The organism is Caulobacter sp. BE264, assembly GCF_031457805.1.
Classification (GTDB): Bacteria; Pseudomonadota; Alphaproteobacteria; order Caulobacterales; family Caulobacteraceae; genus Caulobacter.
Map to the genome: position 1 here is coordinate 187,071 of NZ_JAVDXI010000006.1, position 15,574 is coordinate 202,644.

Genomic DNA, 15,574 nt, shown 5'->3' on the forward strand with positions numbered 1-15,574 from the left:
AATGGGGCTATTTGATAAGCACCTGGCCTATCGCGACGCGTACAAGGCTATCCAGGACGCGGGCGCAAACCCGTTCAAGGTGCGCTTTGACGCCGTCCACTCGCCGACTGAAGGCGTGGTCGATGGCCGTCCCACTATTCTGCTGGGCACGAACAACTATTTGGGCCTGACCTTTGACGAGCAGGCCATCGCCGCTTCGGTCAAGGCGGTACAGGAACGCGGCACCGGCACCACCGGTTCCCGCATCGCCAATGGTAGCTTCGAGACCCACGTCGAACTCGAGCAAGAGCTGGCCAAGTTCTACGGCCGCAAGCATGCTATGGTCTTTACGACCGGCTACCAGGCCAATTTGGGCGTTTTGTCGACCCTGGTGGGCCGCGGCGACCACCTGATCCTCGACGCCGACAGCCATGCCTCGATCTATGACGGCTCGCGTCTGGGCCACGCCGAGGTCATCCGCTTCCGCCACAACGACCCCGAGGACCTGGCCAAGCGCCTGCGTCGCCTGGGCGATGCGCCGGGCGAGCGCCTGATCGTCGTCGAGGGCATCTATTCGATGATCGGCGACGTCGCGCCGCTGAAGGAAATCGCCGCCGTGAAGCGCGAGATGGGCGGCTATCTGCTCGTCGACGAGGCTCACTCCATGGGCGTGCTGGGCGCTACGGGTCGCGGTCTCGCCGAAGCGGCGGGCGTGGAAGAAGATGTCGACTTCATCGTCGGCACCTTCTCCAAGAGCCTGGGCGCCATCGGCGGCTTCTGCGTGTCGGATCACGACGACTTCGACGTCATGCGCGTCGTCTGCCGCCCCTATATGTTCACCGCCTCGCTGCCGCCGGCCGTGGTCGCTTCGACCGTGACGGCCCTGCGCCGCATGGTCGAGCAGCCAGAGCTGCGTGATCGCCTGAACCGCAACGCCAAGCGCCTGTACGACGGCCTGACCGCCATGGGCTTCCTGACGGGTCCCAGCGCCAGCCCGATCGTGGCCGCGACCATGCCCGACCAGGAGCGCGCCATCGCCATGTGGAACGGCCTTCTGCAGGCCGGCGTCTATCTGAACCTGGCCTTGCCGCCCGCCACCCCCGACAGCCGTCCGCTGCTGCGCGCCAGCGTCAGCGCTGCTCACACCGACGAGCAGATCGACGCGGTGCTCAAGACCTACGGCGAGATCGGCGCTGCGCTGGGCGTGATCGAGCCCCTGAAGCGCGCACGCGCCTGAGGTCGTCTCATCGCCGAAACAAGAGCGCCCGGGTCAACGACCCGGGCGTTTTCGTTTGCATAGACTCAGGCGGATCGCCGTCGCTCTTTCCAGACCTTGAGCAGAACAGCCGGCGCAGCCAGGATCGGATGTCGTTCTCGCCACGGCGTCAGCGGCACCGTGACCCCGGTGTGGCGCTGGATCTTCCAGGCCGCATAGCGCGCCGCGCCCTGGAAGGTGAAAGCCGCCTTGACCAAGCGCGCCATGTTCAAGGGTTTTCCGAAGGCCCGCCGCACGCTCCACGCCTTGAGCCGGCGTGTCCGGACCTCCGCAGACAGGCCCCGCCCCTCATCGAGCCAGACAGCCTGCATGACCCGTTCATAGCGCTCCGGGTCGTAGGTCAGGATCGACACCTCGCGGCCTGCCTTCTCGACCCGCAGCTCGGCCTTGTAGGTCTCCTGGAAGAGCGCCGTCCATAGCGCCAGCGGTGTAGCATCCGCCGAACCGATCGCCTGGGCGAAGTCGGCGGCGGTCCGACAAGCGTCGGCGATGGCGTCCACCACGGCCTCACGCGCCTCGGGGGCGGCCCAAATCAAGGCGCTTGGCTGCACGAAGCGGGCCCAGATCGTGGTGTCGACGCCCGCGCCGCTGGCGGCCCGTTGGAACTGCGCCAGCGTCATCGACGCGACCTTGGCCCTCAGCGTCGAGCCGCCGTGCTCCAACTCGTGATAGCTGACGTCTGGCCAGAGCAGCCGTGTGAACACGCCTCGCCAGCCTGCTGGAACCCTTTCGGTAAGAACATAGTAGTCCAGCACGCCCGATAGGTCGCCGGTCCGCAGGATCGAGCCATAGAACAGAACCGCCCTCGCGCCGGGAAACACGCTCGCCAGATGCGCCGCGAAGGCGGAGATCGATTCGGGCGTCGTCTGGGAGAGCTCGGCCGCGACGAGGTCGCGCAGGCGGCTCATCCGACCAGGAACCGTAAGGGCGGCCCGAGCCGGATCGTCAGGTCGCCGCCTTCGAAGACCTCGCCGTCCAGCACAAAGGGCGCTCCGCCCGAAAGATCGACCGTGCGAGGATCGCGACGGCGATACCCCAGGCCCTCCAGCGCCGGAGCCACCTTGCCGCTCAACATCAAGGGCAAGGCCTTGTGCAGGCGACGCGGCGGAGCGTCGACATCGAGGAGCTTCAACCCTTCGCGCGGCGCCCCGAACGGCTTGAGCCCGAACGGCAGGCGCTTCAACGCCGTGGCGATAATGGCGAAGCGATCACCCTCGGCCTGAGCTTCACCATCCAGAGCCAGCCGCGCCGGGACCCCCGCGCGCCATTCGTCGCGCGAACCGCCGAACAATGCGCCCAGCGCCGCCGTGGCGATGGTCAGGGCGACCGCCACATTGTGGAAGAAGCCCACCTTGTGGACACGTTGCGCGAGGTTGGTCGCCTTAACCGGCGCGCCCATTCCGAAAAAGAAACCTTGCAGACAAGGCTTGTCGTCGGCCCAGCTGACCCGAAGAGGCGGGCGCGACTTGATCGTAGGGTTTTCCCGGCGCGCTGCGCTGAGCGCGTCTTCCAGGCGCCACCCCTCCGCCGTGCCAAGATCTATGGCCAGGACATTGGTCTTGCCGGATGGCAGCACCGCCAGCAGCGGCGGGGCGTCGCCGAAGGTATGCGGCAACAGGCTGATGACGTCGCGGACCGTCCCATCGCCCCCGTCGATCACCAGCAGGTCAAGTCCGTCACGCGCGAAGCCATTCAGGGCCTCGCGCAGAGCGTCCCGGCCGATCGGTTCGACCAGGCGCACGTCCTCTGGGGCCGGGCCCGGGGGCCGGATGCGGTTGCCGTGGCTCTTGGGATTGCGGACGACCCCGACGCGCGTCATTTCGCCAGCCAGGATTGGATCGAGCCTTTCGGCGCCATTAGGCCCTGCAGGATCTGGATGGCGTGCACGACGAAGCACACGGCGGTCCAGATCGCTACGAGGGTGAAGCCAACGTCCGGCCGGCCAACAAGCGCGCAGCCCGTCAACAGGATCAGGTTGGGGTTCCGACGCGCGGTGATCAGGCGGAAGAAGCTGTCGAAGGGCCGCCAGGCGTGCATCTCCAGCTTGAAGAGCCCGAGGAAGATCCCCTCCTCCACCCGCTGGGCCACATAGCCGCCGACGACGATGGCGAGGCTCAAGGCCGCGTACGGGATCTCCTGGCCCACCGCATAGACGCCGACGAACCAGGCCCACCACCAGAACGGCGGATGCACCAGGTCGATGCCGTGGTCGAAGACGTTGCCCCACTTGGACGAGGTCAGGGTCACACGGGCCAGCTTGCCGTCGACCGTGTCGAGGAAGGTCATGATCCAGGCGCAGACTAGGCCCCAGCCAAACTGCCCCTGCCAGAACAGCCAGGTCGCGGCCAACACCATCAGGAAGCCGATGAAGGTGACCTGGTTGGGCGTCATCTTCGCCAGGGCGCACCAACGGGTCACAACCCGCGCCGGCGCCGGCCACACGTACTTGGTGACGAAGTCCGTGACGCCCTTGTACGAGCCCTGGAACAGGCGCTTTTCGACGGCGCGCACCGTTTCCGGGGTCAGGCGCTCCAGCACCGGCGGCTCGCGCTTGCGCAGCGCGCTGTTATAGGCTGAACCCAGTTCCAGGGCCGTCAACCGCGTGAAGCGCGGGTCCAGTCCGGTGGGGTCGTTTCCGGCGGCGAGCGCTTCGCTGGCGGCGTACCCCAGATCCGCTGGCGCGTGCACAGCCACAGCGCGCCCTGCATCATCGACCAACACCGCGCCTTCGCGGCCCGCCAAGGCCTTGATCAGCGACTCATCGAACACCCAGCCGGCGTCCACCGCCACGACGGCGTGCGAGAGATCCACGGCGGGGATCTCGACCAGACCCAGACGACGGTAGATGCGGGACAGACGCTCGGCGGAGCTCATGCCCCAGATGCGCCCGTCGCTGCGGCCCACGGTCAGCGCACGCGGCGCATTTTGAACTTCACCACTCAAAGACGGCTATACCCCTTGAATCCCAGGCTGATAGATACGCAGCTTCGTCCGTTTCGACCAGAACCGCCGGCCCGTCTTGTCCATTTATCGCATCGCACACCTCTCGGACCCCCATCTCCCGCCGCCGCCCGGCGCGTTCGGCCTACGGGACGTGTTCACCAAGCGCCTGCTCAGCCGCATCGCCTGGCGAAAAAAGCGCAAGGTCCATCGCCCCGAGGTTCTGGAGGCCTTGATCGCCGACATGAAGGCGACCTCGCCGGACCATGTGGTGATCAGCGGCGACCTGACCAACTTCGCCGCGCCCGGCGAGATCGCCGCAGCCCGCGCATGGCTCGAAGCGCTGGGCGCAGCGGCCGATTACACCATCAGTCCGGGAAATCACGACGCCCTGGCGGGCCCGGGCGGGCATGAACGTTTCGCGATCTGGTCGCCTTGGCTGGGCGACGCCGGCGAGGCCAGTTTCCCGCAGGTGCGAGTGCGCGGCCCCGTGGCGATCTTCAACCTGTGCTCGGCGGTTCCCACCGCGCCGCATCTGGCCACGGGACGCCTGGGCGACGACCAGCTGCAGCGTCTCGACGCGGCGCTGTCGGACCCCGCCTACGGCGGCCTGTTCCGACTGGTGGTCCTGCACCACCCGCCGTATCCGGGCGCGGTGTCCAAGCGCAAGCGGCTGGAGGACCAGGAGGCGCTACGCGCGGTGCTGGCTAGGCGCGGGGCGGACCTCGTGCTGCATGGCCACGCCCATGAGGCGCTGGTCGGCTCGGTGCCCGGTCCCGGCGGCGCGACCATCCCGGTGCTGGGCGTGCCGTCGGCCTCGGCCAAGCCCAGCCGCCACGCGCCCGCCCGCTGGCACCAGATCGAGATCGAGCCTCGCCCCGAAGGCGGTCACGCCGTCCGCGTCGTCGCGCGCGGCCTGTCAGAGACGGGCGCGGAGATCGCCGAACTGGGTCGCTTCACCCTGGCCGACGTCGCGCGCCGCGCCGAGGCCGCCTGAATGACCTCGGCGAACGCATCGCCCTTCCCTGTGCCCCCGCGCATCCCTATTGTGCCGCGCTGGCGACACCGGCCTGAAGTTTCGGCGTTCTCATGACCAATCCCACCGCCCTGGCGTTCGGCTATCCCGCCTCGAAGGTCGCCGAGACCGATCACTGGCTTGTCCTGGTTCGCCCCAAGCAGCCCACGTTTGGCGCCTTGGTTCTGGTGGGCAAGGAAGCGGTGCAGGCGTTCTCGGACGTGAGTCCGGCCGCGTTCGCCGACCTGCAGGTCGCCGTCGCCGGGATCGAGCGCCTCCTCAAGAGCCAAGTCGACTACGAGAAGATCAACTATCTGATGCTGATGATGGTCGACAAAGACGTCCACTTCCACGTGCTGCCGCGCTACGCCGGCGCTCGGGAACATGAAGGCGTTTCCTTCCCCGACGCCGGCTGGCCCGCCGCGCCGGCGCTGGGAACGGCGGTCGAGCTGGCGCCCGACGCGGTGGAGCGTCTCGCGGCCCGCTTCGCCAAGGCTTGGAACCCAGCGTGAGCGTCAAGACTTCGCCCGCCGGCGGCTCGCGCCTGATCGATCGCTACGTGCTGCGCCTGCTGCTCTGGCCGCTGGTCGCCTGCTTGGGCGTGACGGTGATCGCGCTGCTGCTGGAGCGCATCCTGCGCTTGCTCGACGTCCTGTCGCAAAGCAGCGCGCGCTTTGGCTATGTCGCCCAGTTGGCCGCCAATCTGGTGCCGCACTATCTGGGCCTGGCCTTGCCGGTGGCCTTCTTCGTGGCGCTGTTCATCGTCATCGTGAAGCTGTCGGACGGCTCGGAAATCGACGCGCTGCTGGCCAGCGGCCAGTCTCTGGAACGGATCGCCGCGCCGTTCGTGGCCGTCGGCCTGTTCCTCAGCGTCTTCAGCATCATCGTGTTCGGCTACATGCAGCCCTACAGCCGCTACGCCTATCGTGCGGTGATGCACGCGGCGATCAACGCCGGCTGGAACGGACGCCTGGCGGGCGGGGCCTTCATTGACGACAAGGGCTCGCTGCTCACCGCCGACAGCGCCGACATCGCCGGCCAACGCCTGACGCGGGTGTTCATTCGCCGCCTCGACGCCAAGGGCCAGGAAGAGATCATCACCGCCGCCTCGGCTGACCTGAAAATGGATCCGGACGGCAAGACCATCACCATGGACCTGCGCGACGGCCGCCGCATCGCCCACGACGCCAACGGGACCTATCGCAACCTGGCCTTCACCAGCCTGACGATCCAGACGCCGCTGTCGGCGGCTGCGGTATTACTGCGCGCCCGGGGCGGCGACGAGCGCGAACTGACCATGGGCGAGCTTCGCCGGCAGGCCAATTCCCCCAACCCCGTGGTCTCCAAGAGCACCTTGCTCAGTGAGTTCTATGGTCGTCTGGCCCGCGCCGCCTTCCTGCCGTTCCTGCCGCTTCTGGCGTTCCCGCTCGGCCTGGCGTCCAAGCGAGGCAACCGCGCCCCAGGTCTGATCATGGCGGGGCTGCTCTTGCTGGCGTTCCAGCACTCGCTGCTGCTGGGTCAGGGCATGGCGAAGGCCGGCAAGGCGGCCGCCTTCCCCGCCATCTGGGTCCCCTTCGCCGTGTTCGCCGCGCTCAGCGTGTGGCTGTTCGTCGGCAGCAGGACCCGCCCCGGCGACACGCCGGTGTCGCGCCTGGTGCGGCGCATCAACAATCTGGTCACGCGCGCCCTGCGCCTGCTGCCCCAGCCGAAGAAGCGACAAGCCGCATGAAGCTGCAGCTCTACGTCCTGAAGACGGTCGCCACCCGCATCCTTGGCGCGGCCCTGATCCTGATGTCGGTCCTGCAGATCCTCGATCTGCTGGACGTGACCAGCGACATCCTGGATCGCGGCCTGGGCATGGCGGGGGTCGGCTACTACGCCGCCCTGCGTCTGCCGCGCCTGTTCGAGCAGGTCGCGCCGATCGCGGTGCTTGCGGGCGGCCTGTTCGCCTTCTCCCAACTGGCGCGTGAGAGCGCGATCGTCGCCATGCGCGCCAGCGGGATCTCGGGTTATCGGATCGTCGGCATGGCGATCCCGGCCGTCGTGGCCGTGATGTTGCTCGACGCCCTGTGCGGCCAGGTCCTGGCGCCCCGCGCCGATCCGGCGCTGGCCGACTGGTGGCGCAACACAACACCCGTCGCCGAGCGCAAGGAGCCTGCGCCCCGCACCTTCCGGGCGGGCGCGGACCTCGTTATCGGCGCCGATGCGTCGGCGGACGGCCGCACGATCACCGGCGTCACGATCTTCCGTCGCGACGGCAAAGGCATCCTGATTGAGAAGGTGGAGGCGCCCACAGCCCGTTTTGACGGAAAGGCTTGGACACTGGAGCAGCCCAAGACCACCCGCTTCGCCGGAGACCTAGCCCAAGCCTCCACCGCCGCTTCGACCTCATGGCCCACCGCCCTGCGTCCGCAGGACGTCCAAGGCCTGTTCGGCGACGACGCCATGCCGACGGCCGCCTCGGCCCGGCGAGCGCTGGAGAACGGCGGCTCGGACCGCCCGGAAAGCTTCTACGCCACCCATTTCCAGGCCGCTTTCGCCAGCCCCTTCGTGTCGCTGGTCATGCTGCTGCTCAGTGCGCCGGTCGCTTTGGCGAACTTCCGCAGCGGACAAGGCGCGGTGCTGCTGACGGCGGGCCTGGCTGCAGGTCTAATGTTCCTGGTCGCCAACGGCATGCTGACCGCTTTGGGCGAGTCCGGAGCGCTCTCACCGTTCCTGGCCGTCTGGGCCGCGCCCGCTATCTTCGGCGCGCTCGCCGCGCGCACCTTCCTGTCCCTGGAGGGCTGATGCCTTTCGACTCCACCAACGCCGACCTCTCGGTCATTCCGGTCCGAACGCCGGCCGAGCTAAAGCGCTTCATCGCCCTGCCCGCCCGGCTGAACGCCAAGGATCCGAACTGGATCACGCCCCTGTTCATGGAGCGGACGGACGCCCTGACGCCGAAGACCAATCCGTTCTTCGATCACGCCGAGGTGCAGTTGTTCCTGGCCACCCGGGGCGGCCGCGACGTCGGCCGCATCAGCGCCCAGATCGACCAGCTCACGCCCCAGCCGGTGGAAGGTCGCCTCGACGGCCACTTCGGCATGATCGCCGCCGAGGACGATCCGGCGGTGTTCAACGTGCTGTTCCGCGCCGCCGAGGACTGGCTGCGCGCCCGGGGGCGCACCCATGCGGTCGGGCCGTTCAACCTGTCGATCAACGAAGAGGTCGGCCTGCTGGTCTGGGGCTTCGACACCCCGCCCATGGTCCTGATGGGCCACGACCCGGCCTATGCCGGTCCACGCGTCGAGGAGCAGGGCTACGCCAAGGCCCAGGATCTCTTCGCCTACAAGGCCGACGAGACCGGCGACATCCCCGAGATCGCCCAGCGCCGGGTCAAACGCGGGCTGCCCGCAGGCGTGGTGCTGCGCCAGCTGGACATGAGCCGCTATGACCAGGAGGTTCAGACCCTCACGGAGATCCTCAACGACGCCTGGTCGGACAACTGGGGCTTCACCCCCACCACCGAGGCCGAGACCCGACAGCTGGCCAAGTCGCTGAAGCAGGTGATCGACAAGCGCCTGGTCTGGTTCGCCGAGATCGACGGCGAGGCGGCCGGCGTCGTGGTCTTCCTGCCTAACGTCAACGAGGCCATCGCCGACCTTAAGGGCAAGCTGCTGCCGTTCGGCTGGGCCAAGCTGCTGTGGCGGCTGAAGGTCAAAGGCGTGAAGTCCGCGCGCATTCCGCTGATGGGCGTGAAGAAGAAGTTCCAGACCAGCCAACGCGGCCGCATGCTGCCCTTCTGGATGATGAAGGCCAGCCGCGATATGGCGATGAGCCTCGGCTACAACCGCTATGAAATCTCGTGGGTGCTGGAGGCCAACAAGGCCATGACCCATATCGCCGAGAACGTCGGCGGCACGCACTACAAGACCTATCGCGTCTACGAGAAGGCGCTGTGAGCCAGCCCTTCAAGGCGCTGATCCTGGCCGGGTCGCGCCCGGGAGAAGTCGATCCCGCCGCAGCCTATGCGGGCGTCGCCCACAAGGGCCTGATCGTGCTGCAGGGCCAGACCCTGCTGGCGCGCGTGCTGAGCGCCGTGGAGGCGGCCGGCGCCGCCGAGATCGGGTTCAGCGCCAATGACGACTCCATCAAGGCCGCGCTGGCGGGCACGCGCGCTCAGACCCTCCCGACCGCCGAAGGCCCCAGCCAGAGCGTCGCCGACGCCGCCGGGCGGCTGGGCTTTCCGCTGCTGATCACCACCGTCGACCACGCCCTGCTCAAGCCCGAGTGGATCACGCAATTTCTCGCCGACACCCCCGACTGGGCCGAGGTCGCGGTGCTGCTGGCTCCCGAGGCGCGCGTCCAGGCCGCCGCGCCGCAGACCAAGCGGACCTATCTGAAGTTCCGCGACGGGCGCTATTCGGGCTGCAACCTTTTCCTGCTGCGCGACGAGCGGGCCATGGGCGTCGTGCGCCTGTGGCGCAAGGTCGAGGCCCTGCGCAAGCAGCCCTGGAAGATCGCCGCCATGCTGGGGCCCAGCTTCCTGATCCGCTACGCGCTCGGCCTGCTGACCCTGGACCAGACCGTGGCGCGACTGGGCGCCCTGGCCGACGTCAGGGCCGCCGCCGTGCGGGCGCACGACGGCCTGGCGGCCGTCGATGTCGACAAGCCGTCCGACCTTGATCTGGTTCGAGAGCTGGTCGGCGAGGCCTAGACGGCCTCGGCCTCCTGGGCGGCCCACTGCGACGTCAGGGCGCGGTTGCGAACGAGGTCTTCCGGGAAGTCCATCTCGGCCCAGCCCAGGCCTTCGATCGAGCGCACGCGCACCACGTCGTGGTTCTGGGCGATCTCGTTGATCACACTCAGGTACCAGCGCTTCAGGCCCTCGGGCGTGCGCATGATCGCCTCCAGCGTCTTCACGAACAGGGCCGAGCCCTCGGTGTTGAAGCGCAGGAAGCCGATCGACTCGGCGTCGTACTCGGTGATCGTCTTGCCAATGGCGCGCAGGGCGTCGCCGTCGGTCAGCACCTTCATGTCGTCGGCGTCGTAGCCACCCGCCTTGCGGTCGACGGTGACCGTAATCGGGGCGTCCGGCGCGCTGATCAGGCGCTCGGCGATCGCCGGCTCGAACAGGGTGTCGCCGTTGAGGATCATGAACGGCCCGCCGCGCATCTCCTCGCGCGCCAGCCAGCAGGTCGCGAGGTTGTCGGTGACGCTGTAGAACGGGTTGTAGAGCGTGCGCACGGCAAGGCCCGGCAGCGACAGACGCGCGACCTCGGCCTCGACCAAATCGCTGCGGAAGCCGGTCACGACCACCGCCTCGGTGACGCCGGCCTGATGCAGGTGACGCAGCTGCCATTCCAGCACGGTGCGACCGGCCAGCTCGACCAGGCACTTGGGCCGGTCGTCGGTCAGCGGCGACAGTCGCTTGCCCTGACCAGCGCTGAGAATGAGGGTCTTAACCGGCTGCATGACGTTCTGGAATCTCGCTGGAATCGGGGCCTTCTTCGCCCCGTTTGGAATCGTTGGACCGCGGCCCCGGCGGTCGCGACCGCATAACTGAGCACGAACCGGCCTCTCGGCAAGTCTTCGCGGACCGCCAAGAAACGATCGCGACGTCGCGACGCAAGCCCCCTTGGCCAATTTTCCGCAGGCGCGACCTATCTGTTACGGTCGAGAGGCCTCGGCAAGGACGCTCCGATTGATGGCGGACACCTCGCGCACGCCCGTCAGGGCCATGGCGACCCGCATCTCCTTGTCGATCAGCTCCAGCAGGTGCGTCACCCCCGCCTCTCCGCGCGCGGCCAGAGCGTAGGCGTAGGCCCGGCCGATCAGCACCCCGCGCGCGCCCAGCGCCAGCATCCGCACGACGTCGAGGCCCGAGCGCACGCCGCCATCGGCCAGAACGGCCAATCGGTCACCGACCGCTTCCACAACGGCCGGCAGGGCTCGGGCGCTGGACAGCACGCCGTCCAGCTGACGACCGCCGTGATTGGACACGATGACGCCGTCAGCCCCGATGTCAGCGGCGGCCTTGGCGTCCTCGGGATCCAGAACGCCCTTGATGATGAGAGGCCCCTTCCAGGCGTCGCGGATCCATTCGAGATCCGACCACTGGATCGACGGATCGAAGTTCGCGGCCAGCCAGCCCATGAAGTCCTGCAGGCCCGAGGCCTTGCCGAGCGCCGGGGCGACATTACCCAGCCGATGCGGCCGCCCCATCACGCCGACGTCCCAGGCCCAAGCCGGCTTCAGCGCCGCCTGGACAAGCCGCCGCGCCGCCGCGTTGGGTCCGGACATGCCTGAATGGGCGTCGCGATAACGGGCGCCGGGGACCGGCATGTCGACCGTGAAGACCAGGGTCGTCGCGCCAGCGGCGGCGGCTCGCGCCAGCAGGTCCCGCATAAAGACCCGGTCCCGCAGCACATAAAGCTGGAACCAGAACGGCGCCGGCGAGGCCGCACGCACCTCGTCGACATCGCAGACCGAGACGGTGGACAGACAGAACGGCACGCCCTTGGCCGCCGCGGCCCGCGCCGCCTGGCGCTCACCGCGGCGGGCGTACATGCCTGTAAGACCGACCGGGGCCAGAACAACCGGCAAGGCCTGCCGAACACCGAAGAGGGTGGTCGACGGATCGACGACCGAGACGTCCTTCAGCACCCGCTGCCGCAGCGCGATGTCGGCGAGATCATCGATGTTGCGCGCCATCGTCCGCTCGGCGTAGGCGCCGCCGTCGATATAGTCGAACAGGAAGCGGGGCAGCCTGCGCCGGGCGGCTTCGCGAAAGTCCGTGGTCGAGGAGACGATCATCCCGCCACGCTACAGCCAGCCGTTCGATCGCGCGATACGCCCCGCCTCCACCCGGTTCGCCGCGCCCAGCTTCTGCGCCGCCTCGGAGAGGTAGTTGCGGACCGTGCCGGGCGAGAGATCCAGGACGTCGGCGATGTCCTTGTTGGAGCGGCCCTCCTCGGCCAGCCGCAAGATCTCGCGCTCGCGGTCGGTCAGGGGATCGGGCTCGGCGTCCCAGACCGCCTCAGAGAGCTCCGGCGCGATCGCGCGACCGCCGGCCGCGATGGCCCGCACCGCCGCCGCCAGCACGCTGCTAGGTCCGTCCTTCAGGAGATAGCCTTTCACGCCCGCCTCCAGCGCCCGGCGCAGATAACCGGGTCGACCAAAGGTGGTGACGATCAGCACCCGGGTGCCGGCGCCGTCGGCCTTCAGGCGCGCGGCGACGTCGATGCCGGTGAGATTGGGCATCTCGATGTCGGAGATCAGCACGTCAGGCTTTTCAGCGCGGACAAGGTCCAGAGCCACAGCGCCGTCGGGCGCGCGGCCGACCACCTGGATGTCGCCTTCCATCTCGAGCAGGGCGCTGAGGGCCCCCAGGACCATCTTCTGATCTTCGGCGATGACGACGCGGATCAAGACACGCCCTCCCCTTGGGCGCGCAGCGGCGCCGTGGCGACAAGGCGCGTGCCGGCCTTGTCGGATTTGACTTCCAGGGTCCCGCCGATGGCGGTCAGGCGTGAGCGCATCCCCTTCAGGCCCGAGCCCTCGACAAGACGCCCGCCCTGACCGTCATCGGCGATGGTGAGGACGAGCTTCGACGCGCTGGGCGCCAACGAGATCTCGCAGCGCGAGGCGCCGGAATGGCGGATCACATTGGTGACGCCCTCGCGCAGCGCCATCGCCAAGACCGCCTCCTGCCCCGGATGGCCGTCGGTGGTCAGGGCTGACACGTTCGCCTCGACGCCGGCAGCCGCCAGGGCCTGGCGGGCGTTGTCGAATTCAAAGGCCAACGAGGCGCCCTTCATCCCCACCACCGCAGTACGAACCTCGGACAGCGCCTCCCGGGCGGCCGCTGCGACAGCTTGCATCTCACGCTCCGCCGCCGCTGGGTCGCGGCTGACCAGCCGAGCCGCCAACTCCGCCTTCACCGCCACCAGGGTCAGGGTGTGGCCCAGCAGATCGTGCAGGTCCCGCGAAATCCGCTCGCGCTCGGCTGTGCTGGCAAGCGCCCGGACCTCCTCGTGCGCGGTCGCCAGGGCAACATTCTTCCGCTCGATGTCGGCCTGCATCAGGGTGGCGAAGCCGGTGATCGCGCCAAACAGCAGACCCGACGCCCAGATCGGCCAGGCGTCTCGGAGGAACGCCAGACCCACGACCAGAACGACCAACTCCATGCCGATCATGGCGCGCAGTGCGACACGGCGGGACGGTAACCGCGCGGCGTAGGCCATGGCGTAGATCGTGTAAACGCTCCAGGTCGACTTGAACGGCGAAAGGGCCAGGCCCACGCCGAAGATCGCCAGAACCTGCCAGAGCGCCGGAGGTCTCTTCCGCAAGTGAATGCTGGCGAACAGCCCCAGGAAAACCGCCAAGCCGATGAAGGACGCGGTCATCTCCAGAGGGCCTGGCCGGCGGTACAGCCAGGAAATAAAATAGAACGGCAGGTAGACTAGGAACACGAGGCTCCAGTTCCGGCGGATGAAAGACTCGCCCGCCCCCGGCGCGTTGGGATCGGGCGCGCCGACCTGACTCGTGTTTCTCGACGCGCCGCCCGTGTTCATGTCGGCGATGTCGCGCGCCTGGATCGTCACGGTCAAGCGTCCTGCCGCCGCCAGGCCAACACAGCGCCGATCAGGGCTGCGAGCGTCATGGCGGCGAGGATCGAGACATGGCGCTCGACATCGGCGAAGGGCTGCATCCCCGAAGTCATCTGCGACAGCTGGCCGAAGTGGTACGAAGGCGTGAACACGGCGATCTTGCCGAACCAGGCGGGCATGGCCTGCAACGGGATCCACAGACCGCCGAACAGGCTGAAGCCCAAGAACACCAGGTTGGTCAGGGCGGTCGCGCCTTGTGAGCCCATGCGCAGGCCCAGGTTCAGGCCGATCAGGGCGAAGGGGATTGTCGAGCCCAGACCCAGGCCCAGGGTCGCAGCCCACTGCCCGGGCTCCATCCTGACGCCGCCGAGATAGGCCAGCGCGCCTAGCAGAGCGATCGCCACGGCGATCAGCGCCAACGCCGCAGCTAGACGTCCGGCCAGATATCCGCCGGCCGGCAGGGGCGCGATCTGCTTCAACTCCACGAGCTTGGCTTCGCGCTCGGCGGCGACGCCCGCCCCGAAGCCGAACATCGCGGGCGCGATCGCCGCGAAGATCACGTAGTTGGCCAGCATCATGTGGGCGACCGGTTCGCGTCCCTTGCTGAGACCCAGCCCCATCACGCCGTAGAACAGCAGGGGCAGGATGACGCTGGGGACCATAAACTGGGGCGTTCGCCAGGTAGCCAGGATTTGGGCGCGGGCTTCGCGGATATAGACAGCCAGGGTGTGCATCTCAGGCGACCTTGGTTTGACGTTGCAGGGCGGCGGCTTGGCCGGCTTGGACGAGGCGACCGACGGCGTCTTCCAGCGACGCGCCGGAGACGGTTAGGTCATCGACCGCCTCATCACGGGCGAGCAGCTCGCGCAGGGTGGCGGGGGCCGAGGTGGTCAGCAGCGTGACCTTGCCGCCGTCTCGGCTGACGCCGGTGACCCGCGCCAGCGACGCCAGCTCGGTGTCAGACAGGCGCGTGCGGCAGCGGATGGCGACGCCCGACACGCGGGACTTGATGGCTTCGGGCGTGCCGTCGGCGATCACCTGGCCGTGGTCGATGACCACGATGCGGTCCGCCAGGGCCTCGGCTTCGTCCAGATGGTGCGTGGTCAGCAGCACAGCGCAGCCTCGCGCGATCTCGGCGCGCACCGCGCTCCAAAGGGCGCGGCGGGCGTCGCTGTCCATGCCGGTCGTCGGCTCGTCCAGGACGAGAAAATCGGGGCGCCCGGCGATGGCCAGGGCGAACTGGACGCGGCGTTGCTGGCCGCCTGACAGCGCGCCGCAGCGGCGCTTCTCCAGCCCCTCGAGACCAGCCAGGCGAACGACCTCGTCCAGCGGGCGCGGCTTGCGATAGTAGCCCCGGAACAGGTCGATCTGTTCGCGGACGCTCAGGGCGCCGGGCAACCCGGCGCTCTGCAGCATCACGCCCAAGCGGCCGCGGCTCGCCAGCGCCCGGGGATCGCCCGCGAACAGGAACGCCTCCCCCGCGTCAGGGCGCAGGCGACCCGTCAACAGTGCGACGGTGGTGCTCTTGCCCGCGCCGTTCGGCCCCAGCAGGGCCACGCACTGGCCGGGACGGATGGCGAGGTCCAGGCCGTTCAGCGCCAGGGTCGCGCCCCGGCGTTTGAGAACCTTGCTGAGAACCGCGATCGGCGGCTCGGTGGATTGGGGTGACATGGTCGGCTCCGTCTCTATGGAGCCAAGATCGCTCGGAGCGAGGTCCGCCATCAGTGCCGGGCGTCACGCGCTGGATATGACAAACGTCACCCGCGCCGACCG

Annotated in this window: 16 protein-coding genes; 7 read left to right on the forward strand and 9 right to left on the reverse strand. The window is 68.4% G+C overall.

Going from position 1 to position 15,574, the window contains the following annotated elements; translation table 11 throughout:
* Position 1: 1 nt before the first annotated feature.
* On the forward strand, positions 2–1,216 hold the full coding sequence (spt, locus tag J2X45_RS15695; RefSeq protein WP_310216477.1) for a serine palmitoyltransferase: 1,215 nt from the start codon (positions 2–4) through the stop codon (positions 1,214–1,216).
* Between the two features lie 65 nt (positions 1,217–1,281).
* Here spt and J2X45_RS15700 read toward each other — a convergent pair whose 3' ends face one another.
* The 3 genes from J2X45_RS15700 to J2X45_RS15710 are packed head-to-tail and all read right to left on the reverse strand — an operon-like array spanning position 1,282 to position 4,198.
* Entirely contained in the window at positions 1,282–2,163 is an 882-nt protein-coding gene (locus tag J2X45_RS15700; RefSeq protein ID WP_310216479.1) for a hypothetical protein, read from the reverse strand.
* Positions 2,160–3,152 carry a diacylglycerol kinase family protein gene (locus J2X45_RS15705; protein ID WP_310216481.1) on the reverse strand — a complete coding sequence of 331 codons (993 nt, stop codon included), beginning with the start codon at positions 3,150–3,152 and terminating at the stop codon, positions 2,160–2,162. Before J2X45_RS15705 ends, J2X45_RS15700 begins: the two co-directional genes overlap by 4 nt.
* A complete protein-coding gene (locus J2X45_RS15710) occupies positions 3,071–4,198 on the reverse strand; it encodes a CDP-alcohol phosphatidyltransferase family protein (RefSeq protein ID WP_310216485.1) in 1,128 nt (375 codons plus the stop codon). The genes J2X45_RS15705 and J2X45_RS15710 overlap by 82 nt, the downstream gene beginning before the upstream one ends.
* Positions 4,199–4,274: 76 nt before the next feature.
* On the opposite strand from J2X45_RS15710, the gene J2X45_RS15715 reads away from it, so the two are divergent.
* The 6 genes from J2X45_RS15715 to J2X45_RS15740 all read left to right on the forward strand — a co-directional run bounded on the left by J2X45_RS15715 (position 4,275) and on the right by J2X45_RS15740 (position 9,906).
* Positions 4,275–5,192 (forward strand): metallophosphoesterase, encoded by a 918-nt coding sequence (locus J2X45_RS15715; protein WP_310216488.1) that lies wholly within the window; start codon positions 4,275–4,277, stop codon positions 5,190–5,192.
* A gap of 92 nt (positions 5,193–5,284) precedes the next feature.
* Entirely contained in the window at positions 5,285–5,722 is a 438-nt protein-coding gene (locus J2X45_RS15720) for an HIT family protein (RefSeq protein ID WP_310216490.1), read from the forward strand.
* Positions 5,719–6,939 carry an LptF/LptG family permease gene (locus J2X45_RS15725; RefSeq protein WP_310216491.1) on the forward strand — a complete coding sequence of 407 codons (1,221 nt, stop codon included), beginning with the start codon at positions 5,719–5,721 and terminating at the stop codon, positions 6,937–6,939. The genes J2X45_RS15720 and J2X45_RS15725 overlap by 4 nt, the downstream gene beginning before the upstream one ends.
* On the forward strand, positions 6,936–7,997 hold the full coding sequence (locus J2X45_RS15730) for an LptF/LptG family permease (RefSeq protein WP_310216494.1): 1,062 nt from the start codon (positions 6,936–6,938) through the stop codon (positions 7,995–7,997). Before J2X45_RS15725 ends, J2X45_RS15730 begins: the two co-directional genes overlap by 4 nt.
* Positions 7,997–9,151: a ceramide synthase gene (bcerS, locus tag J2X45_RS15735; protein WP_310216496.1), complete on the forward strand. Its 1,155-nt coding sequence runs from the start codon at positions 7,997–7,999 to the stop codon at positions 9,149–9,151. Before J2X45_RS15730 ends, bcerS begins: the two co-directional genes overlap by 1 nt.
* Entirely contained in the window at positions 9,055–9,906 is an 852-nt protein-coding gene (locus tag J2X45_RS15740) for a nucleotidyltransferase family protein (RefSeq protein ID WP_310216499.1), read from the forward strand. Before bcerS ends, J2X45_RS15740 begins: the two co-directional genes overlap by 97 nt.
* On the opposite strand, the gene J2X45_RS15745 is transcribed toward J2X45_RS15740, so the two are convergent.
* The 6 genes from J2X45_RS15745 to J2X45_RS15770 all read right to left on the reverse strand — a co-directional run bounded on the left by J2X45_RS15745 (position 9,903) and on the right by J2X45_RS15770 (position 15,523).
* The gene (locus tag J2X45_RS15745) at positions 9,903–10,664 is read right to left on the reverse strand and encodes an NTP transferase domain-containing protein (protein ID WP_310216501.1); all 762 of its coding nucleotides are present in this window, start codon (positions 10,662–10,664) and stop codon (positions 9,903–9,905) included. The two genes, J2X45_RS15740 and J2X45_RS15745, sit on opposite strands and share 4 nt — an antisense overlap.
* 195 nt (positions 10,665–10,859) lie before the next feature.
* Entirely contained in the window at positions 10,860–12,005 is a 1,146-nt protein-coding gene (lldD, locus tag J2X45_RS15750; RefSeq protein WP_310216502.1) for an FMN-dependent L-lactate dehydrogenase LldD, read from the reverse strand.
* Positions 12,006–12,014: 9 nt separating this feature from the next.
* Positions 12,015–12,620, reverse strand: a complete 606-nt coding sequence (locus J2X45_RS15755; protein ID WP_310216503.1) for a response regulator transcription factor — start codon at positions 12,618–12,620, stop codon at positions 12,015–12,017.
* Positions 12,617–13,801 (reverse strand): sensor histidine kinase, encoded by a 1,185-nt coding sequence (locus J2X45_RS15760; protein ID WP_404980080.1) that lies wholly within the window; start codon positions 13,799–13,801, stop codon positions 12,617–12,619. The genes J2X45_RS15755 and J2X45_RS15760 overlap by 4 nt, the downstream gene beginning before the upstream one ends.
* A complete protein-coding gene (locus J2X45_RS15765; RefSeq protein ID WP_310216506.1) occupies positions 13,798–14,535 on the reverse strand; it encodes an ABC transporter permease in 738 nt (245 codons plus the stop codon). The genes J2X45_RS15760 and J2X45_RS15765 overlap by 4 nt, the downstream gene beginning before the upstream one ends.
* A gap of 1 nt (position 14,536) precedes the next feature.
* Positions 14,537–15,523 carry an ABC transporter ATP-binding protein gene (locus J2X45_RS15770; protein WP_310216510.1) on the reverse strand — a complete coding sequence of 329 codons (987 nt, stop codon included), beginning with the start codon at positions 15,521–15,523 and terminating at the stop codon, positions 14,537–14,539.
* Positions 15,524–15,574 lie beyond the last annotated feature (51 nt).